Here is a 19,514-nt window from a genome sequence, read left to right as displayed (position 1 = left end):
TCAATGAAATAAAATACGCTCATTATGATTACAAATAAATATCCAGATAGATGCAGTTAAGTTCTCCATGATTCTTGAGAACGATAATTCCTTCCTGGATAATGCCGACAATCGTTGCCTGAATATTAAATTGAGCCTTTCGACATGACTTGTTTTTCCGCTTCCTTTGCCGACAATTCTGCGCCTGTCAGCCGGAAATGCTTTTGCGTAAGATGCCAGGCCGTCCGTAAAAAATATTCCGTTCTTTTTGCAGTCTTCAGAAAGGGAGTCCCGCAGGGCGGCAGATCCCGCATCATCTCTTTTTCCGACATGACATCCGGCTGCAAGACCTGTTCTCCTCCCTGTAGCAAGCCATATCCATGTGCCGTTCTCCCTGCTTCCGGCAAACGTCCACATTTCGTCGGCCTCTATGAATATTTTTCCTTCTCTTGACACATGAAAAGTCTTCTTTTTGACTTCATCGCGTTTTTTCAACATATTCCTGAAGCCATCTTTTTGAAATTGAGACTGCTATTGCAATTCCTGCCATGGATATTTTTCAAGAAGAAGCCTGTCAACTGTCAGCCATTCCGCATCAGTAATTCTTCTTCTTTCTTGATTTTCAACAAATTGACGCGGGCGTTCCTTGCATAAAAATTTCTTCTTTCCATTTGCCATGGAAAAGTTTCTGACAATATTCAAGGAGCGGCATTTTTGGCATTGAACAGCTTTCTTTTCTATAATTTCAAAAAATATAAAAATGATTTCAGCCCGCATCCGCTCCTTGCGGAAAACTGGCACCGGACATCAAAGCAAGACTGAGCCTTTCAGATATTAAATTATTTTCATAATAAATAGGAGTTACGCAGTTGAAATATGAAGTTAAATAATTACAGTAAGTTACATTTCAGCTACGCGAGCTGCCAGTTGAACAAAATCAACGAGTTGCAAATTCAACTGCGTAACTCCTAATAAATTCAATGCCGTTCTAAGAATCTTCAGCTTTATCACTCATAATTCACCATCACCAAAAAATAGATAGATGCGGTCGAAGGGGCTTGACAGAAGCGGCAGGATGTTTACTGTCTCAGTCAAAAGGAAAGAACGCTGCTGACACTGCTGAGTGCAGCAAATTCTGCAACAATGCGATAGGAGGACATTATGAGCCTGTCAGTATGGGATCCGTTCCGCGAGATGGAAGCACTGCTGGACAGATACAGCAAATCGGCAAAAAAACTTGGATCTTCTGGCGAGATCAGGGAAATGGAAGCTGGCGACTGGATGCCGACTGTGGACATTCTTGAAAATGACCACAGTTTCGTGGTGAGAACAGAACTTCCTGGCGTTGAGAAGGATGATGTGAAGGTGCATATCAACAATGGCGTGCTGACCATCAAAGGCGAGAAAAAGATTGAGAGCAAGGACGACAAACGCCATCGGGTTGAATGCGCATACGGCTCCTTTGTCCGCAGCTTCACCCTGCCGCAGGATGTGGATATTGAGAAGGTTGAGGCGGCCTACAAAAACGGCATCCTGAATTTGGCCATTCCCAAACAAGAAAAGGCCAAGCCGAAGCAGATTGAGGTGAAGGTGAGCTGACACATCGGGCTTCCGGCAGAAAAGGATGCCGCTGCGCCCCGGACAGTGCCTGACGCTGTCCGGGGCATTTTTTTGCCCGAACCTGCCGTACTAAATATTGCCAAACCGCCGCGCTGCCCGTACTATTTCAGCAAGCGGCAGCACCTTCTTTCAACAGCAAGACCACAGGACGAACCATGCGCAAGATAGTGATCTCCACCGGCGGCGGCGACGCGCCCGGCCTGAACGCGGTTATTTTCGCAGTCGTGAAGTCAGCCACGCGGCTTGGCTGGGAGGTGTACGGCAGCAAGCACGGCTACAAGGGTTTTCTTGACCCCGAAGAGCTGGTGCGCCTGACCCCGGAGGACGTGGAGGGCATCACTCCAATGGGTGGCACCATCCTCGGCACCACCAACAAGGGCAATCCCTTTGCCATGCCAGTGCCAAATCTGGCCGGGGAGGTGCAGATTGTTGATGTCTCCGAGCGGGTGCTGGCCTGTTTCAAGCGGATGGGCTTTTACTGCCATATCGCGGTGGGCGGCGATGGCAGCTTGGACATCGCCCATCGTTTCGCCCTGAAAGGAATGCCGGTGATCGGCGTGCCGAAAACCATCGACAACGACTTGGAAGCCACCGACCGCACCTTCGGTTTTGACACCGCTGTGGCCACCGCCACTGAAGCCTTGGACAAGCTGCATTCCACCGCCAAGTCGCATGACCGGGTGCTGGTGGTTGAAGTCATGGGCCGCGACTCCGGCTGGATCGCGCTTTACTCCGGCATTTCTGGCGGCGCGGACGTGATTTTGGTGCCGGAAATCCCCTTTGACATGGAGGCAGTCTGCCGTAAAATCACGGAGAACGAGCTGCACGGCAAGCATTATTCCATCGTCGTGGTCGCCGAAGGAGCCAAGGCTGAGGGCGGCCAGGTGATCAGCCGGGGCAAGGGCGAGACCGGGCGGGCTGAATCTGTCCTCGGCGGCATCGGCGAATGGGTGGCTGAGGAAATTCGGCAGCGGATCGGCAAGGACACCCGCTCGCTGGTGCTCGGCCATTTGCAGCGCGGCGGCTCGCCGACCACTTTTGACCGCCTCCTTGCCCTGCGCTTCGGGGCATCAGCGGTGCGTATGGCCGAGGCTGGCCAGTTCGACCACATGGTGGCATGGACTCCGCCGACCATGTCCGCTGTGCCGCTGGAAGAGGCGATCCGCCGCCGCAAGCAGGTGGATCCGGCCAGCGACAAGGTGCTGACCGCCCGCTCCATCGGCATCTGCCTTGGCGATAAAGAATGAACTCTGCTGTCGCCCTGAACGAGATATACGACCGCCTGCTGGCGCATTTCGGGCCGCAGCACTGGTGGCCCGGCGACAGCCCGTTTGAAATCATGGTCGGGGCTGTGCTCACGCAGAACACGAACTGGCAGAACGTTGAAAAGGCAATCGCCAATCTGAAAGCGGCAGGCAGGCTCAATCCGGCGCAGCTTGCCGCTCTGCCGACGGAAGAGCTGGCCGAGCTGATCCGCCCCGCCGGGTATCACAACCTGAAAGCCGCCCGGCTGAAGAACCTGCTGGCCCTGATTAAGGAGCAGGGCGGCGTGGAGACGCTGCTCAGTCAGCCGACTATGACGCTGCGAGAGCTGCTGCTGGGGGTGAAGGGCATCGGCCCGGAGACAGCGGACTCCATCGTCCTTTATGCCGCAGGCCGACCGGTCTTTGTCGTTGATGCCTACACGCACCGTATTTTTTCCCGGCACGGGCTGATAAGCGAGGATTGCGACTATTTCCAGATGCAGGACGTGTTCATGACACATCTGGAAGAGGACGCGGCCCTTTTCAATGAATACCACGCCCTCATCATCCGCGTCGGCAAAGAATTTTGTAAAAAATCCAAGCAGGACTGCAAGAACTGCCCGCTGATTGGACTGAACTGCCTGCACTGAACATATCCGCTTTATAGAATTTTTCGATGCGCGAAGTGCGCCGCAAAAAACAAAAGGCAGCTTCCTTCTCTGAAAGCTGCCTTTTGTTCTCATTGTCGGCTGATACGCCGACATCTGCTTAATAGTTGCTCAGGTACTTCTTCAGCTCCCAGTCGATGATCTCGCGGCGGCAATTGATGCCGCAGTCATCCGGTTCAACATCGAAATAGCCGATCGCTCACTTCCCCGCCTTGGCCATCACCCAGCACATGAGCACCCACTGGATGCCGCTGAACCAGGCGATGAGCAAGGCGGTGAGGAAGTAGTCAAGCGGGGGCCAAGCGGAAACGGCCTTTGGCTGGTAGATAGCCACCAATGTAAAGGCAACCCAATGGCCGAAGCAGTAGCCGCAATGCAGCAGCTCGCCGAAGAAGGCGTTCCTTTCCTTCACCCATTCCCGCAGCCGTTTGAACAGCTTGGTTTCAGTGACGGTGAAGGAAATGGATGCGGTGATGAAGGAGAGATAGATTGCGGTTTGCATGTGCGCTGCGCAGGGCAGCTAACAGCCTGTTGAGCAGTGCGCAACAGGCCGCAGCATGAAATTTTTTATCCAGATTGCAGAATCCATTTTTTTATTCATTTTTTGTTTTCCATTACAGGAGATCAAGCATTCTTCTTCCACAGAAGAATCTGTATTATTTGCAATAAAAATAACTCAAGTTGATTTCATTGAAACTCAACTTGAGTTATCTAACCGTCATATTACCAATAAAAAATCATAGGCAGTATGAGAGATGCTACCACTCATACACATTATCTTTTACTGGTAGGTATAAATCATTTGATACATTTTACACACTTACTCATGCCATTCTGGATTAGGCAGGTCGGCGAGAAACCGCACGAAGCAAGAGCACCGGCGCATTCTACCGCACATATCGGATCGACATGTTTTATCACGCCACCTATCGCGTTTCCAATGTCATTAATGATACTGCCGAAGCTCCAGGATGGATTAACACTATTGCTGCTTTCCATTGCTGCTTTTACAGTGTTCCGCATAGCTGGTTGCGCTTGATTTGGGATTCTCATGGTATTCCTCCTGATTAATAATTTCGCCTTTAGTAGGCATTAAATATTGCGAGCACAATTCCTCGCAATAAAGTCAACAGATACACCCGCGAACAAGTTTTCCGCAGTCAACGGGACTTCCTTGTCTCTGCATTTGACAGCATATCTCGCAGTCCATAGCCGTACTTGGCATAAATGATCTTGCTGCTGTACTTGGCATGATCATTCTGGCACTATATCTAATCTCATTAGAACCAAAGCTGATCACAAGGCTGTCAGATTCCATTTCACGAATCATTGCAGCTCTTTCAACAGGATGTTCTGACGACAAAACTGCATTCAGAGCTGTTCGGCTCAATGTGAGTGCAGATGGCAGATTTGGCATTATTTCCCCCTATTAGTGTGCAGATTTTTTAGTTGCAGCGGCGCAGCCATGTGCGGACATGGCCAATTTCAACCGGCAGCACTTCGCTTACATCCACTGTAAACGTGGCAACCAAGCAGGCCCGCTGGGCATTCTCTGGGTCAAAGAAGCTGAGTTCAACATCCTGACAATCAGAGCCGGGACGACAAACGGGACTCTTTTTCACCGTAATTTGATCAAGAACCCTTTTCAGCACCTTTTGAGGTGACCCCTCTTCGGCTTCCTCCAAGTTGTACAAAAAGGCCTGCACCAAATTAACCATCTTGGTTGCTGAAAAATTCAATGCACGTTCCTGTGAAGTCATCCCAAGATTCCTGTATTCGTAATAAACCCGATACAGGTAGTTTTTAATGGATTCCCTTATCTGCTCCTTATCGGGCCGTCCAGTCGCATTGTCAGGTATGGTCAGAACAGGCATGACTAGCTCGTCCATGACTTTGTCAGTCAATGCAGAAATAGTCCAGCTATACATTTGGCGTATATCTGGGACAATCACCGGTACTGTATGGCCTGACATGAGCCTGATGGTTCCCCCTATATAGCCAGGCACAGAGATGCGTTCGACACCTGGCTCTATTTTCATGCCCTCTCGTGTCTTTTTTAGACGAGCGACACTTTCATGCAAGAACTCAACCAATCTTTTGTAAATCTCCGCAGCATAGGGACCTTGCGGCACTATGGCATAAATCGGAGTCGCATCCAGATTCAGAGTCCAGACTAAAGATTGAGCAGCCCAAGGTGCTTCATCAAGATAGGCCAGCAAGAACTTTTTTTCCTCACTGGCTATATCTTTGTATTTCTCGCCGTCAACTCTGTTTCGATACATTGACGTTTCTTGATTTATGGCATCCTTCCTCGCTTCGCTGCCATAATCAATATCAAGCTGACCTAATGCAAAAACTAACTGCGCACCTCCTGGGCATGAAGGGCAGCCCTCAGAGGGTCTGACCGATGATGCTGATATAGGTGCCGCTGCTGTCTTCGCGAAAGCTGCCATGCTCGGCTGAACGTTTTCTTCCAATTCAATCACTTCTTCCTTGGCTCCGCCGCAGCCGCAAGCTGACGGCGTGACCATCACTTCGTTTTCTGACATAACACTTCCTCCTTGTGCTGACTTAGTTAATGAACTGTAACTGCCTGAAACATTCAGCCTTCCCATCAAACACCGCTGCTGCTCCGTCCCTTGGAGCAGATTGCACGGCAAGACATTTTGCAGAAGCACCTCGCGGACTGCATGAGGGGATGCCTGCCTGCCCTGCTGCCGCAGAAGGCTCAACAGCAAGGCGGCAATTCCTGTGACTATCGGCGCGGCAAAGCTGGTGCCGCTTCTGCGCACTGTTCCGCCGCCGGGCAATGCGCCGAGAATATTTTCTCCGGGCGCAAGAATGCCTTGCGACTGATACGCTTTGCCCCAATTGCTGATCGCAACCGGCTGCCCATTGCTGTCCATAGCCCCGACTGCCAGCACGGACTTCAAGGCTGCTGGCACATGCAGACAGTCGCAGCCGTCATTGCCCGCCGCAGCAACCAGCAGCACATCACGTTCTTGACAAAGGCGGATGGCGTTCATCAGCAGCCGGTCAGCTTCTCCAGAAGGAGCCAGCTGACCGCCGCTGATGTTGATGATATGCGCTCCGGCTTCAACCGCCTGTGTGATTGCCCGCGCCAAGTCAATCTGAGAACAGGGAGTCAAGCCCCCATTCGGCTCGTCCGCGAAAACCGGCACCAGAAGCCCACGGCACTTGGGCGCAATGCCCTTCACCTCGCTCTGCTGCTGGCCGAAGATGATGCTGGCGACATGGGTGCCGTGCTGGGCCGCCGTGCCGCCGCCCGCTGCGCTGCTGTCTTCCGCGCTGAAGCTGCGCAACGCCGCTCCGGCAAAGCAGGGATGAGACAGGTCTGCCGGGCCGTCAAGCACCGCAACGACAACTTCCGGGCTGCCGAGAGTTTCGGCCCAGAGTTCCTTCAGGCCTGGAAGGATGTCCGCAGTGTCATTGTGTGTGGTCATGGCGCAAAAGATAAAACTGTCCTGAGAATAATTCTTATTCTTTTCTTTCGGAATCATTCATGATACGATCAATAAGCAGCAATTTACCAACGCATTAACATTCAATCAATGGAAAAATTCATTTGTCTGTAATAAATCCTATAGCTTATGAGTTTCATACAATTATAATTATGACTGCTTGGAACTCACGCTCACAATGTTCAGTTTATCACGTTCATGATCTTCTCGATATCATGCTCGTGATCTTCTATTTGTCATACCCATGAGTTCATACTGCTCGCAATCATGCCTGCATGATGTTCTCCTGTTGACAGAAAAGTCCACGATCTTTACCATACCTGTTCATACACTTTCATGTTCATGCGGAGCAATTAACTGAATTGGAGGACAGTTATGGCAACCGTGCAATGGCGGCCCGAAATTAACCCCCTGACCACGCCTCAGTCTTGGCGGCCCCTGCATCTGCCGCGCAGCACAAGCGGCTGCAATGACTTGGCCGCCAGGATCGCGCAGAAACATTCCGCGCTGGACGAGGAGATAGTCAAGACCACGCTGAAGGCCTTGGTGGAGGAAATCAAGCTGGATCTGATCAACGGCAATCAGGCTGCGCTGGAGGATGCGTTCACTTTCCGCGTTTCTTTGAACGCCCGTCTGGATGAGCCGGACGATCCGCTGCCGCCTATAGATAACATTCTGAATATACGGGTCATTATCGCCAAAGCCTTTCAGTCGGAGGTGCAGCGGCTGGCGCAGCTGGAGCGGCTGCCTGTGTCAAAGAAGCTGCCTGTGATCACCTCTGCTGAAGATATGGTGCTGAAGCTGAACGATGTGCTCAATCCGAACGGCGCGCTGCATCTGAGCGGCAATGCCCTCCTCTTTGAGAGGGAGAACGGGAACTGCGGCTGCGTGCTCGAAGGAACGCGCGGCGGCAGGCAGAGGCAGACCCGCTGCACTGCGGTCTTCAATTCAGAAATCACCCTCCTGCCGGACATTCCCGCCCAGCAAGACCCTTGGAACAACGAGTACATCCTCTCCGTCACCACCCAGTACACCGAGAACGGCACGCTGCGCACCGGTATCTACGAGCGCAGGCTGCGCACGCCATTGACGCTGACTAATTTCGGCCATCCCAATCCGCCTGATGTCGGCATCCTTACTGGCAATGCGGCCGCAGCCTACGTCACTGTCACCGGAGGCGCATTGAGCGCGGACGAGACCGTGCGCATTCAGGCGGTGCTTGATCTGCATGAAGGCAGCTTGTCGCTGAATTTGCTTGATATGACGGAAGGCGGCAAGGCAGGCGCAGCGGTGAAAGTGACAGGCAACGGGCCGATCACATTAGCGGGCTTCACGGGTTCCGCATTGAGCAGCTTGAATCTCACTGTGAACAACTTTGCCGATCTGGTGAAGATGATCAGGGAGAATTACTCCGGCAGGCTGGCAGATGTGCTGGTGATGAAGGTGGCGTGAGATGACTGCACCATTGTTTGACACGCCAATGCAAGTGCTGTCCTTCATTCGGCAGTGTATCAACGAGAACAATCCGGTGAAGCTCCATGCCGCCTGCTCTGAATTTTCAGAGACTAAGACAGGAGATTACTGTCAGGCATCCTCCTTCAAAGCACTCTGCGAAGTGGAGCAGTCAGAAACCTTGGAACATGCTTTTCTCGAAGAGAGGCAAATTACAGTATTTCCGACTGACAAGGACACGTTCAATCTAGGAGGACATGATCTGCGCATTCACTGCCTCCATATTGATCTTGAACGCTATCAAGGGCATTGGCGACTGAAAAAAATTTGGCAGTGCAGATAACAGGCGATTCCGGCAGGCTGGCAGATGTGCTGGTGGTAAAGGTGGGGGCATAGGGGCGAAAGATTTTCCGCCCCTTGCTGCTGCTGAGAACTGCTTAATAGTTGCTCAGATACTTCTTCAGCTCCCAGTCGGTGATGGCGAGGCGGTACTCATCCCACTCCTGCTCCTTGTTCTCGATGTAGCGGTCGAAGATGTGGTCGCCGAGGGACGGACGGGCCAGCGGGTTGACCTTCAGGGCCTCGATGGCCTCCTTCAGGCTGGCGGGCAGGCTCTTGATGCCAGCAGCAGCCTTCTCCTGCGCGGTCATCTCGAAGATGTCGTGCTTGACCTCAGCCGGTGCCTGGAGGTTGTTCTTCACGCCGTCCAGACCTGCTGTCAGCATCATGGCGAAGGCCAAGTACGGGTTGCAGGCGGGATCCGGGCAGCGCACCTCAGTCCGGGTGCCGAGGCCGCGTGAAGCCGGAATGCGGATCATCGCCGAGCGGTTGGATGCAGACCATGCCACATACACCGGAGCCTCGTAGCCCGGCACCAGCCGCTTGTAGGAGTTCACCAGCGGGTTGGTCACTGCCGCAAAGCCGTAGGCGTTCTTGCAGATGCCTGCGATGTACTTGTAGGCGACTTCAGACAGTTGCAGCGGGCCGTTCGGGTCAAAGAAGGCGTTGGTGCCGTCAGCGTTGAACAGCGACTGGTTGGTGTGCATACCGGAGCCGTTGATGCCGAAGACCGGTTTCGGCATGAAGGTGGCGTGCAGGCCGTACTCAGCAGCGATGGAGCGGACCACCCACTTGAAGGTGATGGTGTTGTCGGCTGCGGTCAGCGCGTCGGAGTATTTGAAGTTGACCTCGTGCTGGCCCTCGGCAACCTCATGATGGGAAGCCTCGATCTCGAAGCCCATAGCCTCCAGGGTCTCGATGATCTCGCGGCGGCAGTTGATGCCGCAGTCATCCGGCTCAACATCGAAATAGCCTGCCACGTCGCTGGTGTTGGTGGTGGCGCGGCCATTCTCGTCCTTCTCGAACAAGAAGAACTCAGCCTCGGTGCCCACGTTCATGGTGTAGCCCATCGCCTTGGCCTCGGCCAGCACGCGCTTCAGGTTGTTGCGCGGGCAGCCGACAAACGGGGTGCCGTCCGGGTTGTACACGTCGCAGATGATGCGGGCGGCGTTGGTGCCGTTCTGGTTGCGCCACGGCAGAATGGTGAAGGTGTTGTAGTCCGGCTTCAGGTACATGTCGGACTCGTTGATGCGGACAAAACCATCAATTGAGGAGCCGTCGAACATCATCTTGCCGTCCAATGCCTTTTCAATCTGGCTCCGGGGCACGGCGACATTCTTCATGAAGCCGAGAATGTCAACGAACTGGAGGCGGAAGAAGTGGACATTCTGCTCCTCGATAATTTGCATGATCTCTTCGCGGGTCATCTCTGATGTCTCCTTGATGCGTGATGAATGAAATCCGGCGGGCCGGATGAAATAACGTCGTTCATGTAGGGGCGGTTCGCGAACCGCCCCTACGAATTGCCCAAAATATGCAGCAGCGCATGGCGGATTTCCGCCAGCAAGGCCGCATCCTCAATCTTACGGCGGTCTTCGCTGCTCACATAAAACACATCAATGAGCTGTTCCACCGCAGTGGCGATTCTGGCGTGATGGATGCTCAAGCGGAAATCGGACAAAGTCTGCGTGAGCTGATACAATGCGCCGAGATGATCGCCGCCATAAACCTCAATCACCGTGTATTGATCCGAAGCGGCGTTATCAATAATCACATCAGTGCGCAACCGCTGAATGGCGGGCTTGCGGCTCAGGCTCTCCAGCTTGCTGTGGAGCTGAAGGCCTACATCTAAGCGGTAATTCACCGCCCGGTTGAGGTCGTCCTCCACGGCCCGCCAGTTCTGCTCGGCAAAGGCAACTTGGGCTGTCGGCTTGACATGCAGCGCATCCGCCACTGTGCCGTCCGGCCAGGTAAAAATTCTCGCGGCCAGCACGGAGAGGTTGTGCAGGGCCAGCACGCCGCAGATCTTTGCCAGCAGGCCGTGCCGGTCGCGGCAGAGGATGAGCAGCGGCCACGAGCCGGACTGCTCTTCCGGGAAAAGCAACACTTTCTGCTGGAGCAAGGCGGCCTGATCGCGGTGCAGGCGCAGGTGCCGGGCCACTTCCTCCGGGCTGAAGCTGGTCAAATAATCGGCAGGCAGCTCGGCCAGCGGCATCCTGATCTCTTCGCCCGGCTTGAGCAGGGCGGCAATCTGTTCCCGCAGCCATGCCGCGCCTTCGGCCTCGCTCTTTTTGCTGCACAGCGCATCCGCCGCCGTGCAGCCCGCATCCAAGCAGGCCCGCACCTTGAGGAAGAGCTTGGCCAGCAAGTCCGCTTTCCAATCCGACCACGCCGAAGGGCCGGTGGCCTTGGAGTCAGCGATGGAAAGCAGATAGAGCATGGTCAGCATGTCGGTGTCGCCGATCAGCCGGGCCGCCTCGCGGATGAAAGCGTGGTCGCTCAGGTCGCGGCGCAGGGCGTTCTCTGGCAGATAGAGATGCCAGCGGACAAGGAAGGCCAACCGCTGGCACTCCGCGCTGTTCAATCCCATGCGCTGGCCGATGCCGCTGACGAGTTCCGCGCCGCGCTGCGAATGATCGGTATGCTGGCCCTTGCCGATGTCATGCAGCAAGGCGGCGAGACAGAGCAGCTGCGGCGCGGCCACGGTCAGCTCTGGCTCTGTGCGGCGCAGCCTGGCTAATTCCGCCACGGTCTGGAGCTGATGGCGGTCCACGGTGTAGATGTGATACAGATCGTGCTGGGCCAGCGACTCGACGGTGAAAAACTCCGGGATGCAGGCGGTGAGCAGGCCGGTCTCCAGCATGGTCTCCAGCGCGGGCAGCGGATTCTCCGTCAGCAGGAGGCCGATGAAGCTCTTGGCGGCGCGTTTCGAGCTGCGGAATGCGTCATCAACCAAATGCAGGCTGCGGCTGACCAGCTGCCGTGTCCGGTGATGCGCCGGCAGGCCTGTCCGCCCGGCCTGATAAAAAAGGCGCATGAGCAGCTGCGGCTGCTTGGCCAGCGCGGCATCGGTCACAGCGAGACGGAGGCTGCCCGCCCGCGCCACAATGCCCTGCTCCAGCTCCTGTTCACGGCTGTCTCTGCTGCTCAGGCCGAGATTCTCCTGCGCCTGCTCGAAAAAAAGATCAGTGGTCGCGGCCACGGTATGCAGGGAGCTGTAAATCTGGCGCATGAAACGCTCGACCGCCCGCATTCCCTCCCCGTCCTGACAGCCGAAATCCGCCGCCATCTCCTCCTGATATTCAAAAAAGAGACGGTCGTTCTTGCGGCGGCTGAGGCAGTGCAGACGGACGCGGACGCGGACGAGCATGTCCTGCGCGGCGGCGAGAGCCAGCCGCTCGTCCGGGCTGAATATCCCGGCATCTTCCAAGTCCACCAGCCCGTTCAGGCCGAAAACAGCTTTGGTCGTCCAGAGCATGGCCTGCATGTCGCGCAGGCCGCCTCTGCCCTCCTTGATCTGCGGCTCCAGCAGATAGGCGTGGCTGCCGTGCTTCTGCCTGCGCTCATTCCGCAAGTTCAGCATGGTGCGGACAAACTTGTCCCGGCGGCCTTCAATGTTCTTCTTGCGGTGCAGTGCCATCAGCTCCTGAAACAAGCTCTCAGAGCCGATCAGCAGCCGCGCGTCGAGCAGCGCGACCTGAAACAGATAATCCTCAGCGGCGAATTTGACTGCGTCCTTTACTCCGCGCACGCTGTGGCCAACCTCAAAGCCCGCGTCCCAAAGCGGATAAAGAATAGATTCCGCCGCCTCGCGCATCTTCTTTTCCGCCGCCCGGTCGTGCAGCAGGAGCAGGTCAATGTCGGAATAGGGATGCAGCTCGCGGCGGCCATAGCCGCCCAGCGCAATCAGGGCGATGCCGCCGCCCGCCGCCCGCACCGCTTCCGAGGCTTGAAAGCGTTCGATGACAAAAGCGTCCACCAGATCAGTCTGCCGGGCCAGCAGCTCGCTGCCGCTGAGACCGTCCTGCCAGAGGCTGCCGCAGATTTCCTGCCGTTTAAGCAGGTCAGCGGACATCAGCCTGCCTCCGCGCTGCGCTGAAGAGGATGCCTCTCATCGTGCCTTTGCCTGAATTTACAGAATTGCAACGGAAAAAGCTGTCATCATACCAAGACTGCTGACAGCCCACAAGCAGCATCTTGTCGAGGGGAAAATTGTCTGCCGCTCTTGCCGTCGTTTATGCAAAGAATGTGCCCGTTTTGGTTCTGCGCGAATAACTTGTTTGTTTGAATGGATAATTAATAAAACTACTCAACAAGCTCTCCCGCTTTTTTTAACATAAATGTATTTTTCAAAAGCATTGGCTACAATAATGTCGCTGAAGCAGCCTGCCAGAAAATGGCGCGGGCCGACGCAATACCGCTTGACGATTCCAGCGGCGCGTATAAGAGTATAGCTTGTCCGCAGGACAGAAAAGGGAATGTGCATATTCCCTGCAATACTAATCTATTATTTCGTGGAGCTGCAAAAAATGATGCGACAGAAGCATAAGTTGGCGCGGCTGCAAGCGATCGCCGCCTGTTTGTTCTGTTTTGTTCTGTCGGCAATCCCCGCTGCCGCGCAGGACAACGACATCGCCATGCTGGAGCGTTCCGGCAAAGCCTTTAGCTCGGTGGTCAAAAAGGCCGGGCCTGCGGTAGTGTATGTCAGTGTTGAGAAGACGCTGAAAGGATCGAGCGGCAGGCAGATGGAGGAATTATTTGACAATCCATTCCTGCGGCGTTTTTTTGGCGACCAATTTGAGCAGCAGCAGCCGCAGCGGCAACGGCGGCAGCCCAAACAGGAGGGCGCAGGTTCAGGCTTCATTATTGCCCCGGACGGCCTGATTCTCACCAACAATCATGTGGTTGAGGACGCGGACAAGATCACGGTCAAGCTGGCGGACAAGCGCGAGTTCATCGCCAAAGTTGTGGGCACGGACCCGCAGTCTGACGTAGCCCTGATCCGCATTGAGGCGACGAATCTGCCCACCCTGCCGCTTGGCGACTCCAACCAGCTTGAAGTCGGCGAATGGGTAATCGCTATCGGCAGCCCCTTTGAACTGAGCCAGAGCGTGACCGTGGGCGTGGTCTCGGCCATGGGCCGCAACCGCATCGGCATCAATGACTACGAAAACTTCATTCAGACCGACGCGGCCATCAACCCCGGCAACTCCGGCGGACCGCTGCTGAACATCAAAGGGCAGGCTGTCGGCATTAACACCGCGATTTTTTCGCGCAGCGGCGGCTCAATGGGCATCGGTTTCGCCATTCCGATCAATATGGCGAAATCGGTGGAGGAGCAGCTCCGCAGCCACGGCAAGGTGGTGCGCGGCTGGCTGGGGCTGATCATTCAGGATATTGATGAAAATCTTGCCCAGTCCTTTGGCCTGAGCAAGGCGGAAGGCATTTTAGTTTCTGAGGTGACTGCCGGTTCGCCAGCGGAAAAAGCTGGCCTCAAACAGGGCGATATCGTCCTGTCTCTCAACGGCGCGACGATGACTGACGTGAGCGATCTGCGCAACCGGGTGGCAATGATTCCACCCGGCACGCCGGTTGCCTTGAGCATCATCCGGGACGGTGTCCGGCAGCAGGTCAGCGTGGTGATCGCCGAGCAGCCTTCGGATTTCAGTGAAAATGCGAAGGCGAAAATGAAGCTGCAAAGCGGTTCAGTGCTGGACAAGCTCGGCCTGACCTTGCAGGAACTCACGCCTGATCTGGCCGCTCAGTTTGGCTACAGCAAAGGGCAGGGCGTGATTGTCAGCGAAGTGGAGGCGGGCAGCCCGGCGGACAACGTCGGCATCGAGCCGGGCCAGCTCATTGAAGAGGTGAACAAAATCCGGGTGCGCACCTTGGCGGAACTGAAAGATGCTCTGAAGACAAGCGGCGGCTCCAAACAGGTGTTGCTGCGGGTGCGGGCAGGTGAGTTCAGCAGATATGTGGTGCTGAAGTACGAGGAATAAACGCGGGTTTCCTGCATGATCTCACAGGGGCAGGCCGATGCCTGCCCCTTTCTTTTTCCATTTTTTTGCGCCTCCCCATGTCATTCAATACCCTTGAAGAGCTGGCTGTTTTTCTCCGCAATTTTGCCGCCGAGCGCGGCTGGGAGCCGTTTCACAGTCCGAAAAATCTGGCGATGGCCCTCAGTGTTGAGGCAGCCGAATTGACAGAGCATTTTCAATGGCTGACCGAGCGGCAGAGTTTAGAGCTGGATGAAACGCAGCGGGAGGCTGTGGCCTTGGAAATGGCGGACGTGCTGATTTACTTGGTCCGCATGGCCGACAGGCTGGACATTGACCTGCTGGCTGCGGCTCGGCATAAGGTTGTCCTTAATGCGAAAAAATATTCAGTGGCTCAATATCAAAACGAAAATCTGAAGAGCTGATAGTTGCTTGAACGGCATTTTTTTGATATAACGAAGAAAGATCGCAGCAGAAGTTTATCTTTCAAGTGAGCCATTGCCATAAAAAAATGCCTGCTTTCCTTTGCCGCTTTCACCACTTTCCTTATTTCCTCCACCGCCTCGGCTCAAACAGCGCAAATGCCGTGGCTCATGCTGCTGCTGGGAGGACAAAGCAGCGAGCCGCCGCCTGTCACCCCTGAAATTCCTGTCGCATCCGTACTAAAGCCATTTGATGCCAATATTAGCGATTTGTCAGGTCCGTTAAGCCATTCTGCAAAGTATGGGAAAACGCCAGAGATCATCGCTGTCTCAAATGGCATGGAGTTGGATGTGCTGGCGCAGGATTATGACACGGCAACTGCTTGGAATGCCGTACTGCTGCATGTTGCTCCGACTGTTAGCGGCTATAAGGTCACGCAAGCGGCCACAAACATCCCCATGTTAGACCGGATCATGGGTTTGGCGAGTGATGCTTCCGGCAACCGCTACTATGCAGTCGGCGTGAATGAAGCAAGCCAGCTAACTGTCACTTATCCTCCTTTGAATACTTATCGCAGCAACATCGTCCGGGTTGTCAAACTCAATACTGCCGGAGCTGTTCAATTCAACTCAGATTTGGACACAGCCCGTTGGTGATGGTGAATTATGAGTGATAAAACTAAAGGTTCTTAGAACGGCATTGAATTTATTATGAAAATAATATAATATCTGAAAGGCTCAGTCTTGCTTTGATGTCCGTCGCCAGTTTTCCGCAAGGAGCGGATGCGGGCTGAAATCATTTTTATATTTTTTTAAATTATGGAAAAGAAAGCTGTTCAATGCCCAGAATGCGGCTCTTTGAATATTGTAAGAAACGGTTCCATAGCAAATGGAAAGAAGAAATTTTCATGCAAGGAGTGCTCGCGTCAATTTGTTGAAAATCCAGAAAGAAGAAAAATTACTGATGCGGAATGGCGAATAGTTGACAGGCTTCTTCTTGAAAAAATATCCATGGCAGGAATTGCAAGAGCAGTCTCAATCTCAAAAAGATGGCTCCAGGACTATGTTAAAAAAAACGCGATGAAGTCAGAAAGCAGGCTTTCCAGATATCAAGAAAAGGGAAAATATTCATAGAGGCTGACGAGATGTGGACGTTTGTCGGAAGCAAGGAGAAAGACACATGGATATGGCTTGCTGTCGAGAGGAGAACAGGTCTTATAGTCGGATGTCATGTCGGAAAAAGAGATGATGCCGGAGCTGCCGCCCTGTGGGACTCCCTTTCTGAAGAATGCAAAAAGAACGGAATATTTTTTACGGATGGCCTGGCATCTTACGCAAAAGTATTTCCGGCTGACAGGCACAGAGCTGTCGGCAAAGGAAGCGGAAAAACAAGTCATGTCGAAAGGCTCAATTTAACATTCAGACAAAGATTGTCGGTATTAGTCAGGAAGACATTGTCGTTCTCGAGAAGCATAGAGAACTTAACTGCATCTGTCTGGAGATTTATTCATAATCATAATGAGCGTATTTTATTTCATTGATCACTCACGGTTTACTATTACCAGCCCGTTATGCGTTTAACAGCAGCGCGGAGATGATCATCAATCCAATGGTTGCCGCGACCTCCCGTCTGCTGGTCGGTGGCAATGAAATCGCCTTGGTGTATGGCATCAACACCAGCCCTGACAGCAACAATGTCCGCCATCAAAAAGCTCTTTCCACCAGACTGAATGCTTCGACCGGAGCAATCACTAAAACATCTTCAATCTGGTGCAGCCACTCTTTTGATCAGAGGCTTCTGTACGACGGAACAGGTATTGTTGAGTATCATCTTGGTGATGCCTATCCGAGATATATCGTGTTCGCAAAAAATCACACTCGCTACCCGTTATTCCAAATCAAAGGAACAACGGGCGAAAACAATACCTATACCCGGTTGGGCAACATCGCCTTGATTGATAATGATCCTACTTACCGCTATCTTGCCCTGTTCGCAACAGAAAGCAATGCTGCCATCAGCAGCACGGTCAATGGGCCACGCAATCTGGCTATTGTTCGGGTCAACAGCAGCACCAGCGGTGTTGATCCAAGTCTCCCTGATACGCTGGCTGTCACCTCTTCAGGAACGGCTTATACTAACCGATTAAAATGGCTGACAACCTATTCCGCCAGTTCAAATCTCGATGCGGAACGGCCTAAACTTGTCGCTATCGGCGGCGGTAAATATGCAGTGCTCTGGGAGGAATGGCTTGCAGGGACAAGCAATATCTTCAACGGTGTGTACGGAATGATCATCAATGCCCAAGGAGGAACTCTTGTTCCTGCCAAAATGCTGACCAACAAGCATCATCTGCATCGCGGTGACGACGCATTTCTGCTGAATGGCCGTGCTGGCTGGATGACCGGCAATGCGGCGAATAAAGAGTTGCTGCTTCATCTTGTGGATAGCGCACTGAACTACGAACTGGTGACGCTGAAGTGACCGAATTCTGCCGCGCCGCCTGCGCCTTTTTCCGTCCAAATGAGCAGTTAACCTCCCTCACGCCGCTCGGCAGCGGCAGAGTCAATGACACCTGGCTGGCGGTCACGGCTGCGGGAGGAAAATATGTTCTCCAGCGGCTCAATCCGGCGGTATTCCCGCAGCCCGCTTTCGTGCAGGCCAATCTCTGCCGGGTGACAGCGCATCTGCGGGCCAATTTGCCTGCGGAAAGCGGCTTCAGAGTTTTTCAAATTTTCCGCAGTCCTACGGGAGAAACAGCGTGGATAGACAGCAGCGGCGCATGGTGGCGGCTGCTCTCGTATCTTGACGGCACAACAGCCTTAGATTCGGTCAGCAGCACTGCGCAGGCGCGTGCAATCGGGGCTACGCTCGGCCTGTTTCACCGTTTGCTGGCTGATCTGCCGTCTCCGCCGCTGGCAGACACCCTGCCCGGTTTTCATAACACTCCGTTGTACTTGGCGCAGTATGACGCGATCCTGCCGCAGGCCTGCCAGCCGGAAGCCGCCGACTGCCGTGACTTCATCGCCCAGCGCAGAGCAGATATGCGCCTGCTGGAAGATGCCAAGCAGCATGGTGAAATCACGGTGCAAACTGTGCATGGCGATCCAAAAGTCGGCAATTTTCTTTTTTCGCCGGACGGACAGCAGGCGGTCAGCTTGGTGGATTTGGACACGGTCAAGCCCGGCCTGCTCCTGCACGACCTTGGCGACTGCCTGCGCTCCTGCTGCAATCCGCTGGGCGAGGAGGTGCGGAATTTGGATGAGGTCGTGTTCCGCCACGATTTTTTTGCTGCGGTGCTGGCAGGTTACTGCTCGTGCGCCGCAGGGCTGCTCACACCCGGCGACCGTCGCCTGCTGACCGACAGCGCACGGCTGATCAGCTTAGAGCTGGGCCTGCGTTTTTACAGCGATTATCTTGCAGGCAGCCGCTATTTCAAAGCCGATCACCCGGAGCAGAACCTTTTTCGGGCCAGAACGCAATTTGCGCTGGTGCGCTCAATAGAAAGTCAATATAGTGAGCTGACTGCGGCGGCTGCGGAATGCGCGGCGCAACCTGACAATTCTTGGAGAAAAAAATGAAACCTATCTTGTTCTGCTGCGGCTGCTTGACTATGCTGGCCTTGACCGCATCCTGCGCCACCACCAAGCCGGAAGAGGCGAAACCGCCCAAGACCATTGAATTGCGGTATAATGCCAGCGTGAAAGAGGGAGACGCTGTCATTAATTTCGCCTCTGTCACCAGCGACTCGCGCTGCCCGACCGGAACGCAATGCACATGGGCGGGCAATGCGGAAATCGTGCTGGAACTGACTGGCGACGGCAATCAAGCGGCGATTCTCAACACCAACCCGCAATATCAGCAAAGCTATCGCTACAACGATTTCATGCTCACCTTAAAAGAGCTGAAACCGCATCCTGAAGCAGGAAAACCTGTTGATTTAAATTCGTATGTTGCTGTGCTGACGATAGAGCACTGAGACAGTGCCATGAAAAAGCTGATTGAATTTGAGCTGGACGGCCAGCCAGTGTATGTGGAAGGCGAGGTCAGCGAGGCAGAAGGAATGCAGCTCATCAGCCACAGCGGTGACAGCGGGCCGATCAGGGCTGATGCCCGATTTGCTGAGGCAGTGGCCCGAATCAAGCCTGCTGCTGAGGTGGTGCTGAACGCCTTTCGGGAGATGAACACGCCGGATGAGATCAATCTGGAATTTGGCCTGAAGTTCAATGCCAAAACCGGTGTGATCATTGCCTCTGCTGACAGCGAGGCCACCTTCAAAGTCTCCTTGAAGTGGAGCAACAAGAAGTGATGCAG

The 19,514-nt window shown here is 54.1% G+C and carries 20 protein-coding genes; 14 read left to right on the top strand and 6 right to left on the bottom strand.

Going from position 1 to position 19,514, the window contains the following annotated elements; translation table 11 throughout:
* Nucleotides 1–477 carry an IS1 family transposase gene (locus ACNKH6_RS05570; RefSeq protein ID WP_417914559.1) on the bottom strand — a complete coding sequence of 159 codons (477 nt, stop codon included), beginning with the start codon at nt 475–477 and terminating at the stop codon, nt 1–3.
* Between the two features lie 33 nt (nt 478–510).
* On the bottom strand, nt 511–756 hold the full coding sequence (locus tag ACNKH6_RS05565; protein WP_417914558.1) for a hypothetical protein: 246 nt from the start codon (nt 754–756) through the stop codon (nt 511–513).
* A gap of 384 nt (nt 757–1,140) precedes the next feature.
* Between ACNKH6_RS05565 and ACNKH6_RS05560 the strand changes: the two genes are divergently transcribed.
* The 3 genes from ACNKH6_RS05560 (at nt 1,141) to ACNKH6_RS05550 (ending at nt 3,493) form a co-directional block, all read left to right on the top strand.
* Nucleotides 1,141–1,578: an Hsp20/alpha crystallin family protein gene (locus tag ACNKH6_RS05560; RefSeq protein ID WP_417914557.1), complete on the top strand. Its 438-nt coding sequence runs from the start codon at nt 1,141–1,143 to the stop codon at nt 1,576–1,578.
* Nucleotides 1,579–1,754: 176 nt separating this feature from the next.
* On the top strand, nt 1,755–2,846 hold the full coding sequence (locus ACNKH6_RS05555; RefSeq protein WP_417914556.1) for a 6-phosphofructokinase: 1,092 nt from the start codon (nt 1,755–1,757) through the stop codon (nt 2,844–2,846).
* On the top strand, nt 2,843–3,493 hold the full coding sequence (locus ACNKH6_RS05550; RefSeq protein ID WP_417914555.1) for an endonuclease III domain-containing protein: 651 nt from the start codon (nt 2,843–2,845) through the stop codon (nt 3,491–3,493). Before ACNKH6_RS05555 ends, ACNKH6_RS05550 begins: the two co-directional genes overlap by 4 nt.
* Nucleotides 3,494–3,710: 217 nt before the next feature.
* Here ACNKH6_RS05550 and ACNKH6_RS05545 read toward each other — a convergent pair whose 3' ends face one another.
* Nucleotides 3,711–4,013 carry a DUF1360 domain-containing protein gene (locus ACNKH6_RS05545; RefSeq protein ID WP_417914554.1) on the bottom strand — a complete coding sequence of 101 codons (303 nt, stop codon included), beginning with the start codon at nt 4,011–4,013 and terminating at the stop codon, nt 3,711–3,713.
* A 943-nt stretch (nt 4,014–4,956) separates the two neighbouring features.
* Nucleotides 4,957–6,975: a S8 family serine peptidase gene (locus tag ACNKH6_RS05540; protein WP_417914553.1), complete on the bottom strand. Its 2,019-nt coding sequence runs from the start codon at nt 6,973–6,975 to the stop codon at nt 4,957–4,959.
* A gap of 393 nt (nt 6,976–7,368) precedes the next feature.
* Between ACNKH6_RS05540 and ACNKH6_RS05535 the strand changes: the two genes are divergently transcribed.
* The gene (locus tag ACNKH6_RS05535) at nt 7,369–8,445 is read left to right on the top strand and encodes a DUF4469 domain-containing protein (RefSeq protein ID WP_417914552.1); all 1,077 of its coding nucleotides are present in this window, start codon (nt 7,369–7,371) and stop codon (nt 8,443–8,445) included.
* Nucleotide 8,446: 1 nt separating this feature from the next.
* A complete protein-coding gene (locus tag ACNKH6_RS05530; RefSeq protein ID WP_417914551.1) occupies nt 8,447–8,788 on the top strand; it encodes a hypothetical protein in 342 nt (113 codons plus the stop codon).
* A 94-nt stretch (nt 8,789–8,882) separates the two neighbouring features.
* On the opposite strand, the gene glnA is transcribed toward ACNKH6_RS05530, so the two are convergent.
* Both glnA and glnD read right to left on the bottom strand, forming a co-directional pair.
* Nucleotides 8,883–10,211: a type I glutamate--ammonia ligase gene (gene glnA / locus ACNKH6_RS05525; RefSeq protein ID WP_417914550.1), complete on the bottom strand. Its 1,329-nt coding sequence runs from the start codon at nt 10,209–10,211 to the stop codon at nt 8,883–8,885.
* 89 nt (nt 10,212–10,300) lie between these two features.
* Nucleotides 10,301–12,859, bottom strand: a complete 2,559-nt coding sequence (gene glnD / locus ACNKH6_RS05520) for a [protein-PII] uridylyltransferase (RefSeq protein WP_417914549.1) — start codon at nt 12,857–12,859, stop codon at nt 10,301–10,303.
* A gap of 454 nt (nt 12,860–13,313) precedes the next feature.
* On the opposite strand from glnD, the gene ACNKH6_RS05515 reads away from it, so the two are divergent.
* The 9 genes from ACNKH6_RS05515 (at nt 13,314) to ACNKH6_RS05475 (ending at nt 19,509) form a co-directional block, all read left to right on the top strand.
* A complete protein-coding gene (locus ACNKH6_RS05515) occupies nt 13,314–14,783 on the top strand; it encodes a DegQ family serine endoprotease (RefSeq protein ID WP_417914548.1) in 1,470 nt (489 codons plus the stop codon).
* A 77-nt stretch (nt 14,784–14,860) separates the two neighbouring features.
* Nucleotides 14,861–15,205 (top strand): nucleotide pyrophosphohydrolase, encoded by a 345-nt coding sequence (locus ACNKH6_RS05510; protein ID WP_417914547.1) that lies wholly within the window; start codon nt 14,861–14,863, stop codon nt 15,203–15,205.
* A 156-nt stretch (nt 15,206–15,361) separates the two neighbouring features.
* Entirely contained in the window at nt 15,362–15,859 is a 498-nt protein-coding gene (locus tag ACNKH6_RS05505; protein ID WP_417914546.1) for a hypothetical protein, read from the top strand.
* A gap of 162 nt (nt 15,860–16,021) precedes the next feature.
* Nucleotides 16,022–16,336, top strand: coding sequence for a transposase-like zinc-binding domain-containing protein (locus ACNKH6_RS05500; protein WP_417914545.1), 315 nt, complete (start codon nt 16,022–16,024; stop codon nt 16,334–16,336).
* Nucleotides 16,337–16,347: 11 nt separating this feature from the next.
* A complete protein-coding gene (locus tag ACNKH6_RS05495; protein WP_417914544.1) occupies nt 16,348–16,743 on the top strand; it encodes an IS1 family transposase in 396 nt (131 codons plus the stop codon).
* A 53-nt stretch (nt 16,744–16,796) separates the two neighbouring features.
* A complete protein-coding gene (locus ACNKH6_RS05490; RefSeq protein ID WP_417914543.1) occupies nt 16,797–17,684 on the top strand; it encodes a hypothetical protein in 888 nt (295 codons plus the stop codon).
* Nucleotides 17,681–18,781 carry a phosphotransferase enzyme family protein gene (locus ACNKH6_RS05485; RefSeq protein ID WP_417914542.1) on the top strand — a complete coding sequence of 367 codons (1,101 nt, stop codon included), beginning with the start codon at nt 17,681–17,683 and terminating at the stop codon, nt 18,779–18,781. Before ACNKH6_RS05490 ends, ACNKH6_RS05485 begins: the two co-directional genes overlap by 4 nt.
* Nucleotides 18,778–19,179: a hypothetical protein gene (locus ACNKH6_RS05480; RefSeq protein ID WP_417914541.1), complete on the top strand. Its 402-nt coding sequence runs from the start codon at nt 18,778–18,780 to the stop codon at nt 19,177–19,179. Before ACNKH6_RS05485 ends, ACNKH6_RS05480 begins: the two co-directional genes overlap by 4 nt.
* Before the next feature lie 9 nt (nt 19,180–19,188).
* Nucleotides 19,189–19,509 (top strand): CU044_2847 family protein, encoded by a 321-nt coding sequence (locus ACNKH6_RS05475; protein WP_417914540.1) that lies wholly within the window; start codon nt 19,189–19,191, stop codon nt 19,507–19,509.
* Nucleotides 19,510–19,514 lie beyond the last annotated feature (5 nt).

The organism is Candidatus Electronema sp. JM (genome assembly GCF_048287415.1).
Lineage (GTDB): Bacteria > Desulfobacterota > Desulfobulbia > Desulfobulbales > Desulfobulbaceae > Electronema.
The sequence above is the reverse complement of the archived record's forward strand: the minus strand, read 5'-3'. Positions and strand labels throughout refer to the sequence as shown.